The following is a 16,539-nucleotide window of genomic DNA, read 5'->3' as shown; positions in this document are numbered from 1 at the left end:
CGCCACCGTACCAATGTGCTGCAAGAACGCGTTTCCGCTGATCGGACGCGGTCGCCGGGCGGCGGCGGAATGTCGGCTACTGTGACGCTGTTACGGCGCCCCAGTTCCGGCGGTTCGGTCGCGGTGCGCACGAGGTTGCGGAGGAGCGCGATGCTGACCTTGGGCGAGGTCCACACCGGACTCCTGCAGAACTCCAGCTCGCTCTCGCTGGAGAACACCGCCCAACTCCTCGACCTCCTGGTCGGCCAGCGGGTCCGCCGGTCGGAGCGCCCGATCGCGTACGCGGTCTCGCCGGACCAGCTCACCGGGATCGACTGCCGGCTGCCGACCAGGTCGGGCAGCCGGACCCGGGGGGTCGGGACGGTGGTGTCGCGCGCCGCGGTGACCGGTGGGCACGTGCTGCAGGGCTCCACGTACACCCGGCTGGACCGGGCGGCCAGCAACCGCCGGCTGACCTGGTCGCACTACCTGGCCCGGCCGGGCTGGGTGGAGACGATCGGCAAGGTCGACGTCCGGGACGTCTCCGCGGGTTTCCTCGGTGCCCACCAGTCGCAGACGCTCAACCTCGGCGCGATCAGCGCCCGGCTGATCGACGCGGTGCAGAGCTCGGCCCGGCTGGACCGGCGACCCCCGTTCCGGACCAAGCGCACCCGGCTGCGCTGGTCCGTCCTGCCGGCGGCCGACGCCACGAGTGAGGCGCGCGGGAAGTTGCGGATCGAGTCCGACACCCTGCGCACCCTGGAGTTGACCGCGCCGCCGGAGGCCGTACCCGCCCTGGTGGAGTTCTGCGAGGATCTCGCCCTGCACGACTGGCTGCTCACCACGCTGCTCTCGCTCATCGAGTTCAGCCTCACCGGGCCGGGCACCCGGACCCAGAAGGTGCACCGGCTCCGCCCGGCGATCGACTGCCTGTTGCACCTCTGGATGCCGGCGGCCCGGCTCGACGAGTCGGTGCTGCCGGTCTGGCACGACCTCGAACACCGGCCCGGCTTCACCCGGCAGTGGCAGACCTCGGTGACCCGGATCCGCGACCAGGTCACGCTCAGCACCATCGCGCTGCTGGAGGCGCCGGCCCGCTGAGCCGGCCGGTCGGTCCCGGGCAGCCCGTGCGCCGGTCGGTCAGCCGGCGCCGGGCGGGCGGGCGGAGAGCTCCCGCCAGGTGTCCGAGCCGGCCAGCAGGGTGCGGATCATGTCGTACGCCGCCTCCTCGCCGTCGAACTCGTAGAACCGGGAGATCCCCTCGGCACCGCCGGCCCGCTGTTCCACGTGCCACTGGTCGGCGTCGGCCCGCAGGTAGACGTCGCGCCGTGCCAGACGCCCCCACTTGCCGTTCCACCAGTGCTTTCGCTGTTCCATGCCGGGACCTTATCGAACGCGTGTTCGAGAAGATCGTTCGGTGTCCGGCCCGCCACCCGGGTGGGTGACGCCCCGCTCGGGCACCCGAGAGCGGGCGCCCGAGCGGGCGGTTGCTCGGGCGGTTGCTCAGGGGCGGCGCGGAGCCGGCGGGTACTGCTGGCCGAACCGCTCGTCCGGGCCCTCCGGGTGCCGGTTCGGTGCCCGGCCCGCCGCGACAAGCGAGTCACGGATCTCGGTGAGCAGCTTGATCTCCTCGCTCGGTGCGGCCGGCGGCGGCTCCTCGCCCCGCTGGCGGCGCTCGGCGAGCTTGTTCATCGGAAAGACGACCAGGAAGTAGAGGACCGCCGCGGTCATCAGGAAGGTGATGGTGGCGTTGACGAAGGCGGCCCAGTCCACCTCGGCGCCGTTGGGCAGCTTCTCCACGCCGGCCTCGATGCCCTCGCCACCGCCGAACATCGTGATCAGCGGCTTCAGGAAGGAGTCGGTGAACTGGGTGACCAGGCCGGTGAAGGCCGCGCCGATGACCACACCGACGGCAAGGTCGACGACGTTGCCGCGCATGATGAAGTCTTTGAAGCCCTTGAGCATTGGCATCTCCAGGTTGCCGTGATCGTGTCGGTCGACAACCTAGCGCCCCGTCCGGTGCGGCCGGAAAAGCGGCCGGGATCCGGCGCTCAGCCCGCGCTGGGCGGGCCGCCCGCCACCGCCTCCTCGACCGTGGCGTGCGTCTGGAGCACCTCCACCAGGCCACTGACCTCCAGGATGCGCAGCACTCCCCGGCGCGGTGCGGCCAGCCGTACCAGGCCGCCGGCCTCGTCGGCGCTGTTGCGGGTGCGGACGAAGACGGAGAGCCCGGTGGAGTCACAGAACGTGAGCTCGGAGAGGTCGAAGACGAGCTTCGTGCGCCCCTTCTCCAGCAGATCCGTGATCTGATCCTGAAGTTGCGGCGCGGTGGCCATGTCGAGTTCGCCCGCGACCGACACGACGACGACGTCGGCCCGCTCCTCGGTGTGCACCGTCAGGGACATTCGCAACCTCCTGGGATATCGGTCGAACCGTACTCCACAACCGGCCCGATACGCATGGCAGGCGCCGGGAAGTCGGCCGGCGGTCTGCGGTCGGGCCGGCCGGAACCGGCGGCGGCACCTGCTCCGCTCTCCGCGAACAGGGGTTACCGGCCGCCCTCCGGCCCCGGCACGATCGCCGGATGCGAATCCTCGTCCTCGGCGGCACCGTCTTTCTCGGCCGGGCCGTCGCCCGGCAGGCGCTCGCCGCCGGCCACGACGTCACCTGTGCCGCCCGGGGCACCTCCGGAAAGCCGGTGGAAGGCGTCCGCTTCGTCCGGGTGGACCGCGACGACCCGGCCGGTCTCACCGCGATCGGCGGCGAGTTCGACGCGGTGGTGGACGTGGCCCGGCATCCCGACCATGTCCGGCACGCGGCGGCCGCGCTGGCCGGCCGGGTGGGGCACGTCACCCTCGTCTCGTCCGGTTCGGTGTACGCGGACACCACCGTCGCCGGCCAGCGGGCCGGGACCGCCCGGGTGCTGGCGCCCCCGCCCCGGGACGCGGAGGATCCGTGGCGCGACGCGGAGGCGTACGGCGCCTGCAAGGTGGCCTGCGAGCGGATCGTGACGGAGGCGTTCGGCGCCGACCGGGTCTTCGTCTGCCGGGCCGGGCTGCTGGTCGGTCCCGAGGATCCGAGCGGGCGTTTCGAATACTGGGTCCGGCGGGCGTCCCGGGGCGGCGAGGTGCTCGCGCCCGGCGCGCCGGACGAGCCGGTGCAGCTGGTGGACGTACGCGACCTGGCCGGCTGGATCGTCGCGGCGGGTGAGCGCGGGCTGACCGGCACGTACGACGGCACCGGCGCGCCGACGACCCGGGCCGCGTTCCTCGCCGAGGTGCTCCCCGGCGGGGCCACCCCGAGCTGGGTGCCGCAGGAGTTCCTGGTCGAGCAGGGGGTGCAGCCGTGGTCCGGCCCCCGGTCGCTGCCGCTCTGGCTGCCCCTGCCGGAGTACGCCGGCTTCATGACCCGGGACGTGACCCCGAGCCTGGCGGCCGGGCTGCGTACCCGGCCGCTCGCCGAGTCGGTCCGGGACACCGCCGAGTGGCTGGCCGGGGCCGGACCCGGGGAGGGCCAGCGGATCGGGCTCACCGAGGCGGAGGAGGCCGACCTGCTCGCCGCCTGGCACGCCGCCGGCCGGTAACCCTGGCCGCACCCGCCCGGGCAGGCGGACCGGCGTCGGCCGGGCGGACCGGCGTCGGCCGGGCGCTAGCCGGTCCGCACCTGCACCCCCGGTGAACTGGCGGCGCCTCGCAACCGGAGCCGCACGATGTGGGCGTCCGGCGGGATGTCGTAGACGATCGCCCCGGTGACCCGGTTACCCGGGTTGATCTCGCTGAGGAAGCCGAGCTGGTCGGCGTTGGCGAGGAGCCCGGCCGAGCTGTCCGCCCCGAAGCGCTGCCCCGCCGGCCCGTAGGCGACCTGCAGGTCGTCGTGGAACAGCGCGGGCCGGGCACCGAGGTTGCGGACCGCCAGGTCGACCATGCAGAACTGACCGACCGCACGCTGGCTGATCAGGGGGTCGCCGACCTCGGCGAGCCCGCAGCGCAGCCCGTGCACCCGGAACTCCAGGTCGCCGTCCCGGGCCGGCTGGTCGAGGCCGACCACCCGGGGCTTCCGGTCGCGCAGGCCGGTGTAGAAATCCGGTCCCCAGGTCAGCACGATCACCGCGGCGGCCACGCAGCAGCAGGAGAGCAGGGCGGCCACGATCCCGAGTACGAACCACCATCGCCGGTCGGTCGGTGGGGCGAACTCCGGGAGCGGGCTGGTGCCGCGCGGCTCCGGGACCGGTCCGGTGCCGCGCGGCGGGGCGCCGGACTCCGCGCCGCCCGCCGGTCCGCCCGACCGGGGGCCCCAGGGTGATGGTGCCGGCGGCTCCGGACGGGCCGCCGGAAGGCCGCTCAGCGGTGGTGCGGCGGCCGGCGTCTCCGGCGTGGACCAGTCCGGCGGCGCTGCGGGCCTGCCCGGCCGTGCCGGGTGTGGTGGTGCGGCCATGCCCGGCCGTTCCGGGTGCGGCGCGGCCATGCCCGGCCGTTCCGGGTGCGGCGCGGACGTGCCCGGCCGTTCCGGGTGCGGTGGAGACGGGGGACCCGCGCCGGGGGCGATCGTGTCCGGGTAGCGGTCGGTCGGCGGGATCGGTTCCGGGATCTCGTCGACCGACGGACCGGCCGACGGGTCCGGCGTCGGCTCCCGGCTCGGCCCACCCGGCGGCGGCGGATCGATCGCCCAGTCCCACGGCCGGGGGACCGGTTCCGTCGGCTCCCCTCCCGCAGGCTCCCCTCCCGCAGGCTCTCCGCCCGTGGGCTCCGTCGGCTGCTCCCCGCCGGCCGGCGGCCCGCCGGCACCGGGCCGGTACGGCTGCTCGCCGGGCTCGTCGGAGCTGGTCATCACGATCCTCGTATCATCCGCTGCCTTCCTGGAATAGTAGGCTTTGGGGCTGTTCATCCCGTGGGGATCGTGATTCTTCCCCGCCACACCCCCGTCGGTCCGGCCAGCGGGACGGCCGCCGGAGCGCGGGCGGCACCGTCACCGGGACCGGGCGCCGGCCCGGTGGCAGGATGATCAGGTGGATCTCGTCACCGTCGAGAACGTCCGGACCGCGGCGGGCGATCTGGCCGGCGTGGTGCTGCGTACGCCGCTGCTGCCCAGCCGCTGGGACGACCGGCTCTGGCTCAAGCCGGAGAGCCTGCAACCGGTCGGCTCGTTCAAGCTGCGCGGCGCGACGCACGCGGTGGCCCGGCTCGACGCCCCACAGCGGGCCCGGGGCGTGGTCACGCACTCCTCCGGCAACCACGGACAGGCGCTCGCCTACGCCGCCCGGGTCCACGGGGTGCCGTGCACGGTGGTGATCCCCGAGGGCGCTCCGGCGGCAAAGGTCGACCAGGTGCGCGCCCTCGGTGCCGAGGTGCGCATGGTCGCCCCGGCCGACCGGCTGCCGGTCGCCCAGGCGGTCGCCGCCGAGCAGGGACGTACCCTGATCCCGCCCTTCGACGACCGGCGGATCATCGCCGGCCAGGGCACCGTCGGGCTGGAGGTCGTCGAGGACCTGCCCGACGTCGACGTGCTGCTGGTGCCGGTCGGCGGCGGCGGGCTCGCCTCCGGGGTCGCCACGGCGCTCCGGGCGCTGCGCCCGCAGACCCGGGTCGTCGGGGTCGAGCCGGCGCTCGCCGCCGACGCCGCCGAGTCGCTGCGGGCCGGCGAGTTGCGGCAGTGGGAGCCGGCCCGCACCTATCGGACCAGTGCGGACGGGCTGCGGACCAACCTCTCCGCGCTGACCTTCGCGCACCTGCGTGCCCGGCTGGACGGGATCGTGACGGTCAGCGAGGAGGAGATCGCCGCCGCCACCACCCGGTTGGTCCGGGGAGCCCGGCTGGTGGTGGAGCCGAGCGGTGCGGTGGCCACCGCGGCCCGGATGTTCCACGCCGCCGAGCTGCCCGCCGGGCGTACGGTGGCGGTGGTGACCGGCGGCAACGTCGACCCGGCGGTGCTGGCGGCGGCCGCCACCCGTCCCGATCCGCACTGATCCCGATCCGCACCGAGCAGCGGGCGTTTCCACGCCGACCGCCGGAGAGCCGGCGGGTCGGGTCGCCGGTGGCGTTCCCTACATTGGAAGCATGGCTGACCGGACCGGTGCGAGCGCTTCGGACAAGACGTTCGCGGTGTTGGAGGCGCTGGTCGAGCAGAGCCGGCTGACCGACATCGCGGCGGCGGCGAAGCTGCCGAAGGCGACCGTGCACCGGATCCTCCAGGTGATGGTCGAGCGCGGGCTGGCCCGGCCGGGCGGTAACGGGGACTACTTCACCGGGCCCCGGATGCTCGCGCTCGCCGGCCGGGTGATGCACCGGTTGGACCTGCCCGCCCGGGTCCGTCCCGAGTTGGAGGAGCTGCAACGGCGTACCGGCCGCACGGTGCATCTGGCACTGCTGCACGGAGACGAGGCGGTCTACGTGGCCAAGGTGGAGGGGGGCAAGCCGTACCAGCTCGCCTCCCGGGTCGGGATGAGCCTGGATCTGCACAGCACGTCGATCGGCAAGGCGGTGCTGGCGGCCATGGACGACGACCGGGTCGCCGCACTCGCCGGGCGGACCGGGCTGCGCCGGCACACCTCGGAGACGATCGTCGAGGTCGGGCCGCTGCTGGCCGAACTCGCCACCGTCCGGGCCCGGGGCTGGGCCGAGGACCACGAGGAGAACGAGCCGGGGGTCCGCGCGGCCGGCGCGGCGGTGTACGACCACACCGGACACGTGATCGGCGGGGTGAGTGCGGCGGCGTTGCGTTACGAGGCGGCGGACCAGCCGGCGGAGGAGGTGGGCCGGCAGGTGGTCGAGGCGGCCGGCCAGGTCTCCCGGGCGCTGGGTGCCCGTGCCGTCCCCGCCGCCCCCGGGGCGGTGGGCCCTGGACCGGGCGGGGATTGACCGGGGTGGGTAGGGTGCCGGCCACGCCGATGCGCAGCCGGACGGATGTCGGGGAGAGACGTTGCAGGACCATCCAGCCGACCGCCTCGCCGCCGAGCAGTCCCGGCGGCGGCTCGGCGCGGGGCTCGTCGGGCTGCTGGTCGCAGCGGTCATGATCGGGATCTTCCTGAGCGTCGCCAACCGCGACTACGACGAGTCGGAGGTGTACGCGGTCGCCGACAACGCCGAGTACGAACTGGAGCGCACCCCGGTGCAGGGGCTCGGCGTGACCGTCTTCGACGTCGAGAAGGCGATCTCGGTCGGCAACCGTGGTGACGGCGGGCGGTTTCCCCGGGATGTCTGGGCGAAGGTGCGGCTGAGGGACGCCGGCAGGGACCCGCGCGGCGCCGACCGCTACGAACTCACCAACTCCGACGGCGACCATCCGGTCTGCCTGGTGGTGTGGTTCGACCGGGACCTCTCGGACGAGTCCGCCCAGTTCGCCAGCGTCTCCGTCGAGCGGGGCGCCTGTTGAGCCGGTGACCGCCGCCCGTTGCGGCGACGGCCTCGCACCCGATCAGGTGCGAGGCCGATTTGTTTCCAGCAGGTTGCGGAGGCCGACCGGATGGTTGAGAATGTGACGAAGATTACTATGGAATGGCGTTCCGTATGACGGAATGAGGTGGAGCCGTGCACCGCGACGACCGGATCCGGAGTGCCGAGAGCGACGCCGACCGGGACCTGGCCGCCGGCAACCGCCCAGCGCCGTCCTCGCCCTCCGTGCCGTCCTCGCCGTCCTGGTCGACGGCGCCGGCCGGCCGGGCGCCCGGTGGGTCGGTGACGACGTCCGGCGCCGGGGAGAGCGACGAACCCACAGACGACCCCACACCGGTCGCCGTACCCGCCGACGAGCTGGTGGAGATCGCCGTCCGGGTCCTCGGCGCCGCCGGCACCCCGGAACCGACCGCCCGGGCCGTCGCGACCTCGCTTGTCGAGTCCGACCTGGTCGGCCACGACTCGCACGGGGTACGCCGGCTCGTCCCGTACGTCGACGCGGTGCGCGCGCCCCCTATTGCTGCTCCGCGCGGATCTTCAGTGGCGGTCGGAATCGCCGGCGCGGGATACGGCCGGGTCCACCGTCTGACGTCGCGCCGTGCGAATCGGTCCGTTACGCCCGATCCGTCAGCCGGCCAGGGATTCGATCGGCTGGCCCGTGACCGCCGCGATGAGGTCGAAGTCCTTGTCGGCGGCGAGGACGGTCAGCCCGGTCTTTTCGGCGGTCGCCGCGATCAGTAGGTCGGGGATCGACGGGGCGCGGTGCTGACCACGATCGGCGAGCAGCATCTGGACCTCCAGGGCCCGGCCCTCGATACCAGGTGTGAGATGCTCGACCGGCATCAGCGACAGTGGTGGGGCGGCGAACTGCCGACGTCCCGTTTCTCCGGAGCGCGCCGAGTAGCCGAGTTCGAGTCGGGTGATCGAGGAGAGCCGGACGAGTCCGCGGCTGATGCGTGTGCTCCACTCGTCGCGGTGTGCCGCCTGGCCGAGCTGGAGCCGAACGTACGCAGACTTGTCGATCAGCCAGCTCGTCACCGCCACGCGGCCTCCATCACCACGGGATCGGCCAGATCCGCGAATGCCTCTGCGGACCGTTGCCAGTCCTCGGCGGTGACCGTCCGCTCCCCGGCCCGGCTGGCGTTCTCCTCGAACTTGCGGCGCAGGTATTCGTTGCGGGAGAGTCCGAGGTTGGCGGCTGCGGCGTCGATGCGGTCGACGGCTTCTTGACTGAGATCGCGGATGAGGATGTTGGGCATGTCGCACCTCCGATCCGCGACGATGATATCACGATATCGCGCACGAAGAGTGACAACCGGCCCCGCACCGTTCTCGGTGCGGGGCCGGGGTCGCGGCGGGTCGGCGTACCGCCGCGCGTCCGATGGGATCAGCCGCGCCGCCACTTCTGGTTGGCGGCTCCGGTGCACTCCCAGAGCTGGAGTTTCGCGCCGTTGGCGGTGCTCCGGTCGCGTACGTCGACGCACTTGTTGGCCTGCGGGTTCACCAGGTCACCGGCCGCACTCAGCACGAACTGCTGTGCCGGGTTGCCGTTGCAGCCGACTATCTGGATGTTGGCGCCGTTGGCCGTGGAGCCGTTGGCCACGTCCATGCACTTGCCCATCGCCCGGACCGTGCCGCCGGTGAAGGTCCAGCTCTGGGCGGCGGTGCCGTTGCAGTCCCAGATCTGCAACTGGGTGCCGTCGGCCGGGTTCGCGCCGGGGATGTCGATGCACTTGTTGGCCAACCCGATGATCCGGTTGCCGGTGCCCGGGTTGCCGCCGCCGGTGTTCCAGCCCCAGACCCGGACGTAGTCGATCAGCATCTGCTGGGGGAACGTGGTGCTGGCGTCCGGGTAGCCGGGCCAGTGGCCACCGACCGCGACGTTCATGATCATGAAGAACGGGTGGTCGTAGACCCAGGGATTGCCGTTCAGCTCGCCCGGGGTCTTGCGGCCGTACTGGATGCCGTCGACGTACCAGGTGATCGAGTCCGGTGCCCAGTCCACGGTGAAGGTGTGGAAGGCGTTGGCGAAGGCCTGGCCGCCGGGGAGCGTGTAACGGTGGCTGAGCGCGTTCCCGCCGGAGTAGCCGGGGCCGTGCAGCGTGCCGTAGACGTTGCCCGGCTCGCGGCCGATGTTCTCCATGATGTCGATCTCACCCCGGTCGGGCCAGGGCATGCCGCCGAGCATCCAGAACGCCGGCCAGATGCCCTGACCGCGTGGCACCTTGATCCGGGCCTCGAACCGGCCGTACGTCTGGGTGAAGCGGTCGGCGGTGAGCAGCCGTGCCGAGGTGTACTGGCAGCGGCCGTAGTGGCACTGGTAGTTGGCCGGGTTGTCCCGGCGGGCGGTGATCACCATGTTGCCGTTGCCGTCGTGCGCGGCGTTGCTGGTGCTGTCGGTGTAGTACTGCTGCTCGTTGTTGCCCCAACCACCGCCGCCGATGTCGTGCTTCCACTTGCTGCCGTCGGGCGGGGTGCCGGCTGGTGCGTTGAACTCGTCGCTCCAGGTGAGCGCGCCCGGCTCTGCTGCGGCCGGGCTGGGCGGGGTTACCACAAGCGTCGCGGCGAGCAGGGCCAGGACGAGAGTGGCTCGGCGTGTACGCATGTAAATGTTTGTACGGCAGAGAGCGCTTTCTTGCAAGGTTGTTAACTAAAAGAGGGTCTGCCGAGTACGCTGTGCGTCGACCGCGACGGGGTGCGGGACCGGGCGAGCGGGGCCTCCCGGCCCTGGTCAGCCATGTGGCAGGACGGATCCCGTCACTCCGAGGACCCGCAGGACGCTCTCCAGGAACGCCGCACGGGCGGCCCCGCTCTCCATCCGTCCCGCGGCGACCTGCTGTCCGGCGGCGTGCCCCAGGCCGCCGCTTACACCTTGACCGCGACGATGCGCCGGCGACAGGTCGTGACCATCGAGATCTACATGTTCGGCCGGGTCGCCCCGGACGGGCGGCTGCGGCGCCTCGACCAGCTCACCCGGATCGTGCCCGAGCACGCGGACCTGAAGGCCGGCACGGCACGCGCGAGCCGGCCGTGACCGGCGGGCTCAGGCCCCGATGCCGAACCGGTCGAGGATCCAGGCGGCGACGAACGCCTCCTCCTTCCAGGAGTCGTAGCGCCCGCTCGGGCCGCCGTGCCCGGCGCCCATCTCCGTCTTGAGCAGGTACGACCCCTGCGGCGCGACGTGCCGCAGCCGGGCGATCCACTTCGCCGGCTCGTGATAGAGCACCCGGGTGTCGTTGAGGCTCGTGACGGCGAGGATCGGCGGATAGTCCTGGGCGGTCACGTTCTCGTACGGCGAGTAGGACTTCATGTACGCGTACACCTCGGGATCGGCGAGCGGGTTGCCCCACTCCTCCCACTCGGTGACGGTGAGTGGCAGCGACGGGTCGAGGATCGAGGTGAGCGGGTCGACGAAGGGCACCTGCGCGACGACCCCGGCGAAGGCGTCCGGAGCGAGGTTGGCCACCGCGCCCATCAGCAGGCCGCCGGCCGAGCCGCCCCTGGCCACCAGCCGGTCCGCCGAGGTCCAGCCGGACTTCGCCAGGTGCCGGGCGCTGGCCACGAAGTCGGTGAAGGTGTTCTTCTTGGCCAGCAGCTTGCCGGTCTCGTACCACCGGCGGCCCAGCTCGCCGCCGCCCCGCACGTGCGCCACGGCGAAGATCACGCCACGGTCCAGCAGGGAGAGCCGGGGGATGGAGAACCACGGGTCCATGCTCGCCTCGTACGAGCCGTAGCCGTAGAGCACGCACGGTGCCGAGCCGTCCCGGGGCGTGCCGGCCCGGCAGACCAGCGAGATCGGCACCCTCGTCCCGTCGTCGGCGAGCGCCCAGTCCCGGTGCTGCTCGTAGCCGGCCGGGTCGAAGCCGCCGAGCACCGGCTTCCGCCTGCGCAGCACCATCTCCCGGCTGACCAGGTCGTAGTCGTAGACCGAGTCCGGGGTGATCAGCGAGGTGTAGTGCAGCCGGATGGCGGTGGTCTGGTATTCGGGGTTGCTGCCCAGCCCGACGCTGTAGAGCGGCTCGGGGAAGTCGATGTCGTACGACTCGGTGCTGCCGACCGGCAGCACCCGGATCCCGGTCAGCCCTCCGGTGCGCAGCGAGACCACGACGTGGTTGGCGAAGGCGTCCACCGCCTCCAGCCGGGTGCCGGGGGTGTGCTCGATCATCGGCACCCAGTCGCCCGGGGCGTCCGCCGAGGTGTACGCGAGGGCGAAGTCCTCCGCGCCGTCGTTGTGCAGGATCAGGAACCGGTGCCCGTGGTGCTCGATCGAGTATTCGACGCCCTGCCGGCGGGGCGCGACCACCGCCGGCTCGCCGGTCGGGTTGCCGGCCGGGATGACCCGTACCTCGCTGGTCACCTTGCTGTGCGCGTCGATGACGACGAAGTGCTCCGACCGGGTCAGCCCGACGCCGACCCAGAACCGCTCGTCGTCCTCCTGGTAGACGACCCCGTCGGCCTCCGCCGGGGTGCCCACGGCGTGCCGCCAGACCCGGTACGGCCGCCAGCTCTCGTCGACCGTCAGATAGAACAATGTGGAGCCGTCGGCCGACCAGGCGCTGCCGTAGAACGTGTCCGGCACCTCGTCGGCGAGCACCTCACCCGTGGAGAGGTCCTTGACCCGCAGGGTGAACCGCTCGTCGCCGGCGAAGTCGGTGGAGTAGGCGAGCCAGCGCCCGTCCGGGCTGACGTCGAAGGTGCCCAGCGCGAAGAAGTCGTGCCCCTGCGCCAGCGCGTTGCCGTCGAGCAGGATCTCCTCGCCGGGCAGCGGTGCGCCGTCGTCCGGCATCGGCGGGGCGGTCTCGCCGTCCCGCACCGCCCGGCGACAGTGGATGCCGTACTGCTCACCCTCGACCGTCCGGGTGTAGTACCAGTAGCCGTTCTTGCGGGCCGGCACGGATAGATCGGTCTCTTTGGTCCGCCGCTTCGTCTCGTTGAACAGCGCCTCCCGCAGCGCACCGAGCCGGGCCGTGCTCTGCTCGGTGTGGGCGTTCTCGGCGGTCAGGTAGGCGATCGTCTCCGGATCGTCCTTCGTGGCGAGCCAGGCGTACTCGTCGATCACCGTGTCGCCGTGGTGGGTGCGCTCGGTCGGCACCCGCTTGGCGACGGGGGCGGCGGTCGTCTCAGAGGTCACCCGGTCACGTTACCCGTCCGTCGCGAGGGCGGGGCGGCCCGACCCGGCCCCGGCATTGCCGAAAATTAGCACATGTGTACGATGACCAGAGTGGGGGAGATCTCGACGGAACGGCGCGGGAGCGCGGACATCGCGCGGCGGCTGGCGGACATCTGTGGTGCCCGCTTCGCCCGGCCCGCCGGGGCGGCCGACGGAGTGGCCGGTGCGGTGGCCCGCTGGGTCGCCGCGCCGGGCAGCCCGGAGGCGGTGACCGAGGTGGTCCGGCTGGCCGCCGCACACGACCTCTCGGTGGTTCCGAGGGGGGCCGGCACCAAACTCGACTGGGGGATGCCCCCGTCGCAGCTCGACATCGTGCTGGACACCGGCCGGCTCGCCGGCGTCTGGCGGCAGCCCGAGGGCGAGCTGGTCGCCGAGATCGGCGCCGGCACGCCGGTGCGGGCCGCCGGGGCGATCCTGGAGCGGACCGGCCGGCGGCTCCCGATCGACGTGCCGTCGGCCGGCGCCACCGTCGGCGGCGTGGTGGCGGCCAACGAGAGCGGCCCGCTGCGTCACCTGCACGGCACGCCCTGCGACCAGATCGTCGGGGTCAGCTACGTCGACGCCTCCGGCGTGCTCACGCAGACCCGGCCGACGCCGGCCGACCCGGACGTGGCCCGGCTGCTCTGCGGCTCGCAGGGTGCGCTCGGCGTGCTCGTCTCGGCGACCCTGCGGGTGCAGCCCATCCCCGCGAGCCGGGCCTGGGTGACCCGGTCGGTCTGGACACCGCTGGAGGTGCACGACCTGGTCGGGGCCGTCCTCGACGCCGACCTGCGGCCGACCGCCATCGAGGTGGACCTGCCCGGTGGCCGGGTGCCGGCGGCCGGCTCCCGGGACCGGGGCGTCGGCTCCGGCGGGCACCTCCCGCCGGTCGGTCCGGACGGCACGGGGGTGTCCGGCCCGACCGGCGGGTCGGGTGCGCGGGGTTGGTTCGAGGCACCGGGCAGCCCCGCCGCTTCCGGCCATCCCGCCGGGCCCGCCGCTTCCGGTCATCCCGCCGGCCGGGGTCGTGGCGCCGGTGGGCAGGGGCGGGCCGGACCGGCGCGCGGCGCGCGCGGCCGTTCGGGCGAGCCCGGTGCGGGCACCCTCGCCGTGCTGCTGGAGGGCGGGCCGGCCGAGGTGGCCGAGCGGGCGGCCCGGTTGACCGCGCTGCTCGGCGGGGACGCCGCGACCGCTGCGGCGGCGCCGGGCTGGTGGCGCCGCTACCCGTTCCAGCCCGACGAGGTGGCGCTGCGCATCGAGGTGCCGATCGGTGACCTGCACGCCGCCGTCTACGCGCTGCGGGACGCCGTCGGGGCGCCGGTGCCGGTGCGCGGCTCGGCCGGGCTGGGCGTGGTGCACGCCGCCCTGCCGGGCGGCACGTCACCGGAGCGGGTCGGCGCCATCCTGGACGGCGTACGCGCGGTGCTGCGTGCCCGATCCGGCCGCTGCCTGGTGGTGGCCGCGCCGGCCCGGATCCGCGACGCCGTCGACCTCTGGGGCGAGTTGCCCGACCTGCCGCTGCGGCGCCGGATCAAGGAGCGCTTCGACCCGGCACACCGGCTTGCCCCCGGGCGCTATCCGGGCGGCATCTGACCCCTGGGCGGGGGTGCGCCCGGCCCGGTCGGTTCCCACCGGCCGGGCCGGGCCCGGGGTCGGCCCCGGGTGGCGGTCAGCCGGTGGCGTCGTTGCGCAGCACCAGGATGGCGATGTCGTCCCGGGGCGACTCGACCGAGAAGTTGATCGCCGCCGCGCGCAGCCGGGCGGCCACCACCTCGGCCGAATAGCCAGCCAGCGGCGCCGCCGCGTCCCGCAGCCGCTCGATGCCGAAGAGCTCCCGGCCGCGTCGCCGCTCGGTGACCCCGTCGGTGTAGAAGACCAGCGCGTCGCCGGGATTGAGCCGCACGTCGGCGACGGGAGAGGTGATCGAGTCGAGCAGGCCGAGCGCCGTGCCGCCGGAGCCCACGAAGGAGGCGCGCCCGTCGCCGCGGACCAGCACCGGCCGGTCGTGGCCGGCCAGATAGAGCGAGACGGTCAACCGGCCGACCGGATCCCGGTCCACGGCGGCCAGCGCCAGCGTGCAGTACCGGCCGCCGCCCCGCTCGACCAGGGTGCCGTTGAGCCGGGAGAGCGCCTCCGGCAGCGGCTTGCCGTCCCCGACCAGCACCCGGATCACGTCCCGGACCAGCCCGGTCACCGCCGCCGCCTGCACGCCCTTGCCGGAGACGTCCCCGACCACCACCAGCCAGCGGTCCTCGGTCAGCGGTACGACGTCGTAGAAGTCGCCGCCGACCTCGGCCGCGTCCCCGGTCGGCACGTACTCGGCGGCGAAGCCGATCCCCTCGACCACCGGCAGCACCGGCGGCAGCAGCGACTGCTGGAGGGTGTGCGCCACCTTGCGCCGCTCGTCGTGGATCCGGGCGTTCTCGATGGCCAGCGCCGCCCGCCGGGCCACGTCCTCCAGCACGGCGATCTCGTCCGGATCGTGCCGGTGCCGCTGGTGCCGGCCGACCGCCAGGGTGCCGAGCCGCTGCCCCCGGGCGACCAGCGGGATGGCGAAGCCGTCCAGCGGCGGGCCGATCGGCACCTGCCCCTGGCTGCGGGACGCCTCGCGGAGCCGGGCCTGCACCGACTCCGGACCCTCCTCGGAGAGGAGCTTGTGCACCTGCGGCAGCACCGCCTCGTCGGCGTGGGTGGCGGCGGCCAGTTTCAGCCGGCCCCACTCGTCGGTGATGTGCACCGCGCACCACTGGCCGAGCCGGGGCACCACGAGCTGCGGGATCAGCGCCATCGTCAGTTCGACGTCGAGCGACTGGGCGAGCAGCTCGCTCGCCTCGGCGAGGAAGGTCAGCCAGGTCTGCCGGCGTACGTCGGCGCGGCGCAGCCGGTCGTTCTCCAGGTGCAGGGAGAGCCGTTCGGCGACGAGCGCGGCGAGCGGGCGGGCGTATCCGGAGGGTGCGGCGTCGAGTTCCAGCTCCCCGGCGTACGGGCGGTGCACGGTCAGCGGCACCCGCAGCAACTCGTCGCCGGAGCGGGGCTGCCGGCCGTACCGGGCCAGCAGTTGCCGGCCGGCGCCGTCGCCCCGGTCCAGGCGTACGGCGCCACCGGCGGCGCCGACCATGTCGCCGACCCGGACCAGCAGGTCGGCCGCGAAGGTGGGGAGCGGGTCGTCCGCGTACGGGTCGGGGGCGGTCTGCATCAGCGCGCTCATCGCACCGGCACTCGGCGCGGACGGGGCCGGCGGGCTGGTGACGCCGCTGTGCAGGATCAGCCGGGGCGGTGACTCCAGCAACTGCTGCACCGCGCCGGCCGGGCGCTTGCGGTCCAGCCGGAACCAGACGCCCTTGCCGGCGGCCTGGTGGGTGGTGCCCCAGCGGCTGGCGAAGTGGTCGACCAGGAGCAGGCCACGGCCGCGCTCCGACACCTGCGAGATGTCCGTCAGATCGTTGCGCGGTCTCGCCGTCACGTCGTCGATCGGTCCGGCCGCGAAGTCCGAGACCGTCACGGTCAGGCCGCTCTCGTCCGCGACGACCTCGATGTCCAGTTCGGTGCGGGCGTGTTCGACGGCGTTGGTGGAGAGCTCGGTGGTGAGCAGCAGTGCCTCGTTCAGCAGTTCGTCGAGCCCCGCCTCGTCGAGGACGGACCGGACGAGGGCGCGCGCCGCCGCCGGGGTACGCCGGTCGGCCGGCAGCCGTACCCTGCGCAGTTGCTCGCCCGTGCCCCCGGTCGCCGTCCCGCCGGTGCCCGTGCCGCCGCCCGCCTCCGCTGACACCCTTCGTATCCTCCACCGATCCGAGATCCAGGCCACCCTATCCGGGGTAGACACCTCCGCGCCCCCGCCCGGGTCGCCGGGCTCGTGCCGGTCGGGCCGCCGGGCCGGTCCCGCGCTACGCTGGACCCTGCCCAACTTGACCGTTCTGCCTGCTTTGCCGCCTCGTCCGTCCGGGTGGCTGCCGTTACCGGACGGCTGCCGTTGCCGGCGGCCGACGGACGACGAGGGTGGCATCCGATGGACGAAAGGCACAA

General features: G+C 73.5%; 17 protein-coding genes. 8 read left to right on the top strand and 9 right to left on the bottom strand.

All coding sequences use genetic code 11. The features are described from left to right. Positions 1 to 150 precede the first annotated feature (150 nt). The gene (locus tag ACN27G_RS28440; protein WP_421495797.1) at positions 151 to 1,080 is read left to right on the top strand and encodes an SCO2521 family protein; all 930 of its coding nucleotides are present in this window, start codon (positions 151 to 153) and stop codon (positions 1,078 to 1,080) included. Positions 1,081 to 1,119: 39 nt separating this feature from the next. On the opposite strand, the gene ACN27G_RS28435 is transcribed toward ACN27G_RS28440, so the two are convergent. The 3 genes from ACN27G_RS28435 to ACN27G_RS28425 all read right to left on the bottom strand — a co-directional run bounded on the left by ACN27G_RS28435 (position 1,120) and on the right by ACN27G_RS28425 (position 2,384). Further along, complete coding sequence (locus tag ACN27G_RS28435) at positions 1,120 to 1,356, bottom strand: hypothetical protein (RefSeq protein ID WP_421495796.1); 237 nt, start codon at positions 1,354 to 1,356, stop codon at positions 1,120 to 1,122. 126 nt (positions 1,357 to 1,482) lie between these two features. After that, positions 1,483 to 1,944, bottom strand: coding sequence for a large conductance mechanosensitive channel protein MscL (mscL, locus tag ACN27G_RS28430; protein WP_421495795.1), 462 nt, complete (start codon positions 1,942 to 1,944; stop codon positions 1,483 to 1,485). Positions 1,945 to 2,030: 86 nt separating this feature from the next. Further along, positions 2,031 to 2,384 carry an STAS domain-containing protein gene (locus tag ACN27G_RS28425; protein ID WP_421495794.1) on the bottom strand — a complete coding sequence of 118 codons (354 nt, stop codon included), beginning with the start codon at positions 2,382 to 2,384 and terminating at the stop codon, positions 2,031 to 2,033. A 179-nt stretch (positions 2,385 to 2,563) separates the two neighbouring features. Between ACN27G_RS28425 and ACN27G_RS28420 the strand changes: the two genes are divergently transcribed. Next, positions 2,564 to 3,562, top strand: a complete 999-nt coding sequence (locus ACN27G_RS28420) for an NAD-dependent epimerase/dehydratase family protein (RefSeq protein WP_421495793.1) — start codon at positions 2,564 to 2,566, stop codon at positions 3,560 to 3,562. Positions 3,563 to 3,627: 65 nt separating this feature from the next. Here the strand turns inward: ACN27G_RS28420 and ACN27G_RS28415 are convergent, their stop codons facing one another. Beyond that, positions 3,628 to 4,806, bottom strand: a complete 1,179-nt coding sequence (locus tag ACN27G_RS28415) for a DUF4352 domain-containing protein (RefSeq protein WP_421495792.1) — start codon at positions 4,804 to 4,806, stop codon at positions 3,628 to 3,630. Between the two features lie 178 nt (positions 4,807 to 4,984). On the opposite strand from ACN27G_RS28415, the gene ACN27G_RS28410 reads away from it, so the two are divergent. From ACN27G_RS28410 to ACN27G_RS28395, 4 genes are all read left to right on the top strand, one after another. Then, entirely contained in the window at positions 4,985 to 5,941 is a 957-nt protein-coding gene (locus ACN27G_RS28410) for a threonine ammonia-lyase (RefSeq protein ID WP_421495791.1), read from the top strand. A gap of 91 nt (positions 5,942 to 6,032) precedes the next feature. Continuing rightward, on the top strand, positions 6,033 to 6,833 hold the full coding sequence (locus ACN27G_RS28405) for an IclR family transcriptional regulator (RefSeq protein ID WP_421495790.1): 801 nt from the start codon (positions 6,033 to 6,035) through the stop codon (positions 6,831 to 6,833). Positions 6,834 to 6,894: 61 nt separating this feature from the next. Further along, complete coding sequence (locus ACN27G_RS28400) at positions 6,895 to 7,347, top strand: hypothetical protein (protein WP_421495789.1); 453 nt, start codon at positions 6,895 to 6,897, stop codon at positions 7,345 to 7,347. A 155-nt stretch (positions 7,348 to 7,502) separates the two neighbouring features. Beyond that, complete coding sequence (locus ACN27G_RS28395; protein ID WP_421495788.1) at positions 7,503 to 8,108, top strand: Ldh family oxidoreductase; 606 nt, start codon at positions 7,503 to 7,505, stop codon at positions 8,106 to 8,108. Here the strand turns inward: ACN27G_RS28395 and ACN27G_RS28390 are convergent. The 3 genes from ACN27G_RS28390 to ACN27G_RS28380 form a co-directional block, all read right to left on the bottom strand. After that, entirely contained in the window at positions 7,995 to 8,411 is a 417-nt protein-coding gene (locus ACN27G_RS28390) for a PIN domain nuclease (RefSeq protein WP_421495787.1), read from the bottom strand. The genes ACN27G_RS28395 and ACN27G_RS28390 overlap by 114 nt on opposite strands. Next, positions 8,402 to 8,626 (bottom strand): hypothetical protein, encoded by a 225-nt coding sequence (locus tag ACN27G_RS28385; RefSeq protein WP_421495786.1) that lies wholly within the window; start codon positions 8,624 to 8,626, stop codon positions 8,402 to 8,404. Before ACN27G_RS28385 ends, ACN27G_RS28390 begins: the two co-directional genes overlap by 10 nt. 128 nt (positions 8,627 to 8,754) lie before the next feature. After that, a complete protein-coding gene (locus ACN27G_RS28380) occupies positions 8,755 to 9,972 on the bottom strand; it encodes a family 16 glycosylhydrolase (RefSeq protein ID WP_421495785.1) in 1,218 nt (405 codons plus the stop codon). Between the two features lie 279 nt (positions 9,973 to 10,251). Between ACN27G_RS28380 and ACN27G_RS28375 the strand changes: the two genes are divergently transcribed. Further along, on the top strand, positions 10,252 to 10,401 hold the full coding sequence (locus ACN27G_RS28375) for a hypothetical protein (RefSeq protein WP_421495784.1): 150 nt from the start codon (positions 10,252 to 10,254) through the stop codon (positions 10,399 to 10,401). 9 nt (positions 10,402 to 10,410) lie between these two features. Here the strand turns inward: ACN27G_RS28375 and ACN27G_RS28370 are convergent, their stop codons facing one another. Next, positions 10,411 to 12,498, bottom strand: coding sequence for a S9 family peptidase (locus tag ACN27G_RS28370; protein WP_421495783.1), 2,088 nt, complete (start codon positions 12,496 to 12,498; stop codon positions 10,411 to 10,413). An 81-nt stretch (positions 12,499 to 12,579) separates the two neighbouring features. Between ACN27G_RS28370 and ACN27G_RS28365 the strand changes: the two genes are divergently transcribed. Next, positions 12,580 to 14,109 (top strand): FAD-binding oxidoreductase, encoded by a 1,530-nt coding sequence (locus ACN27G_RS28365; protein WP_421495782.1) that lies wholly within the window; start codon positions 12,580 to 12,582, stop codon positions 14,107 to 14,109. A 76-nt stretch (positions 14,110 to 14,185) separates the two neighbouring features. Here the strand turns inward: ACN27G_RS28365 and ACN27G_RS28360 are convergent, their stop codons facing one another. Continuing rightward, positions 14,186 to 16,285 carry a SpoIIE family protein phosphatase gene (locus ACN27G_RS28360; RefSeq protein WP_421495781.1) on the bottom strand — a complete coding sequence of 700 codons (2,100 nt, stop codon included), beginning with the start codon at positions 16,283 to 16,285 and terminating at the stop codon, positions 14,186 to 14,188. Positions 16,286 to 16,539 lie beyond the last annotated feature (254 nt).

The sequence above is a fragment of the Plantactinospora sp. WMMB334 genome, from assembly GCF_049179095.1.
Classification (GTDB): Bacteria; Actinomycetota; Actinomycetes; order Mycobacteriales; family Micromonosporaceae; genus Plantactinospora.
The sequence above is the reverse complement of the archived record's forward strand: the minus strand, read 5'-3'. Positions and strand labels throughout refer to the sequence as shown.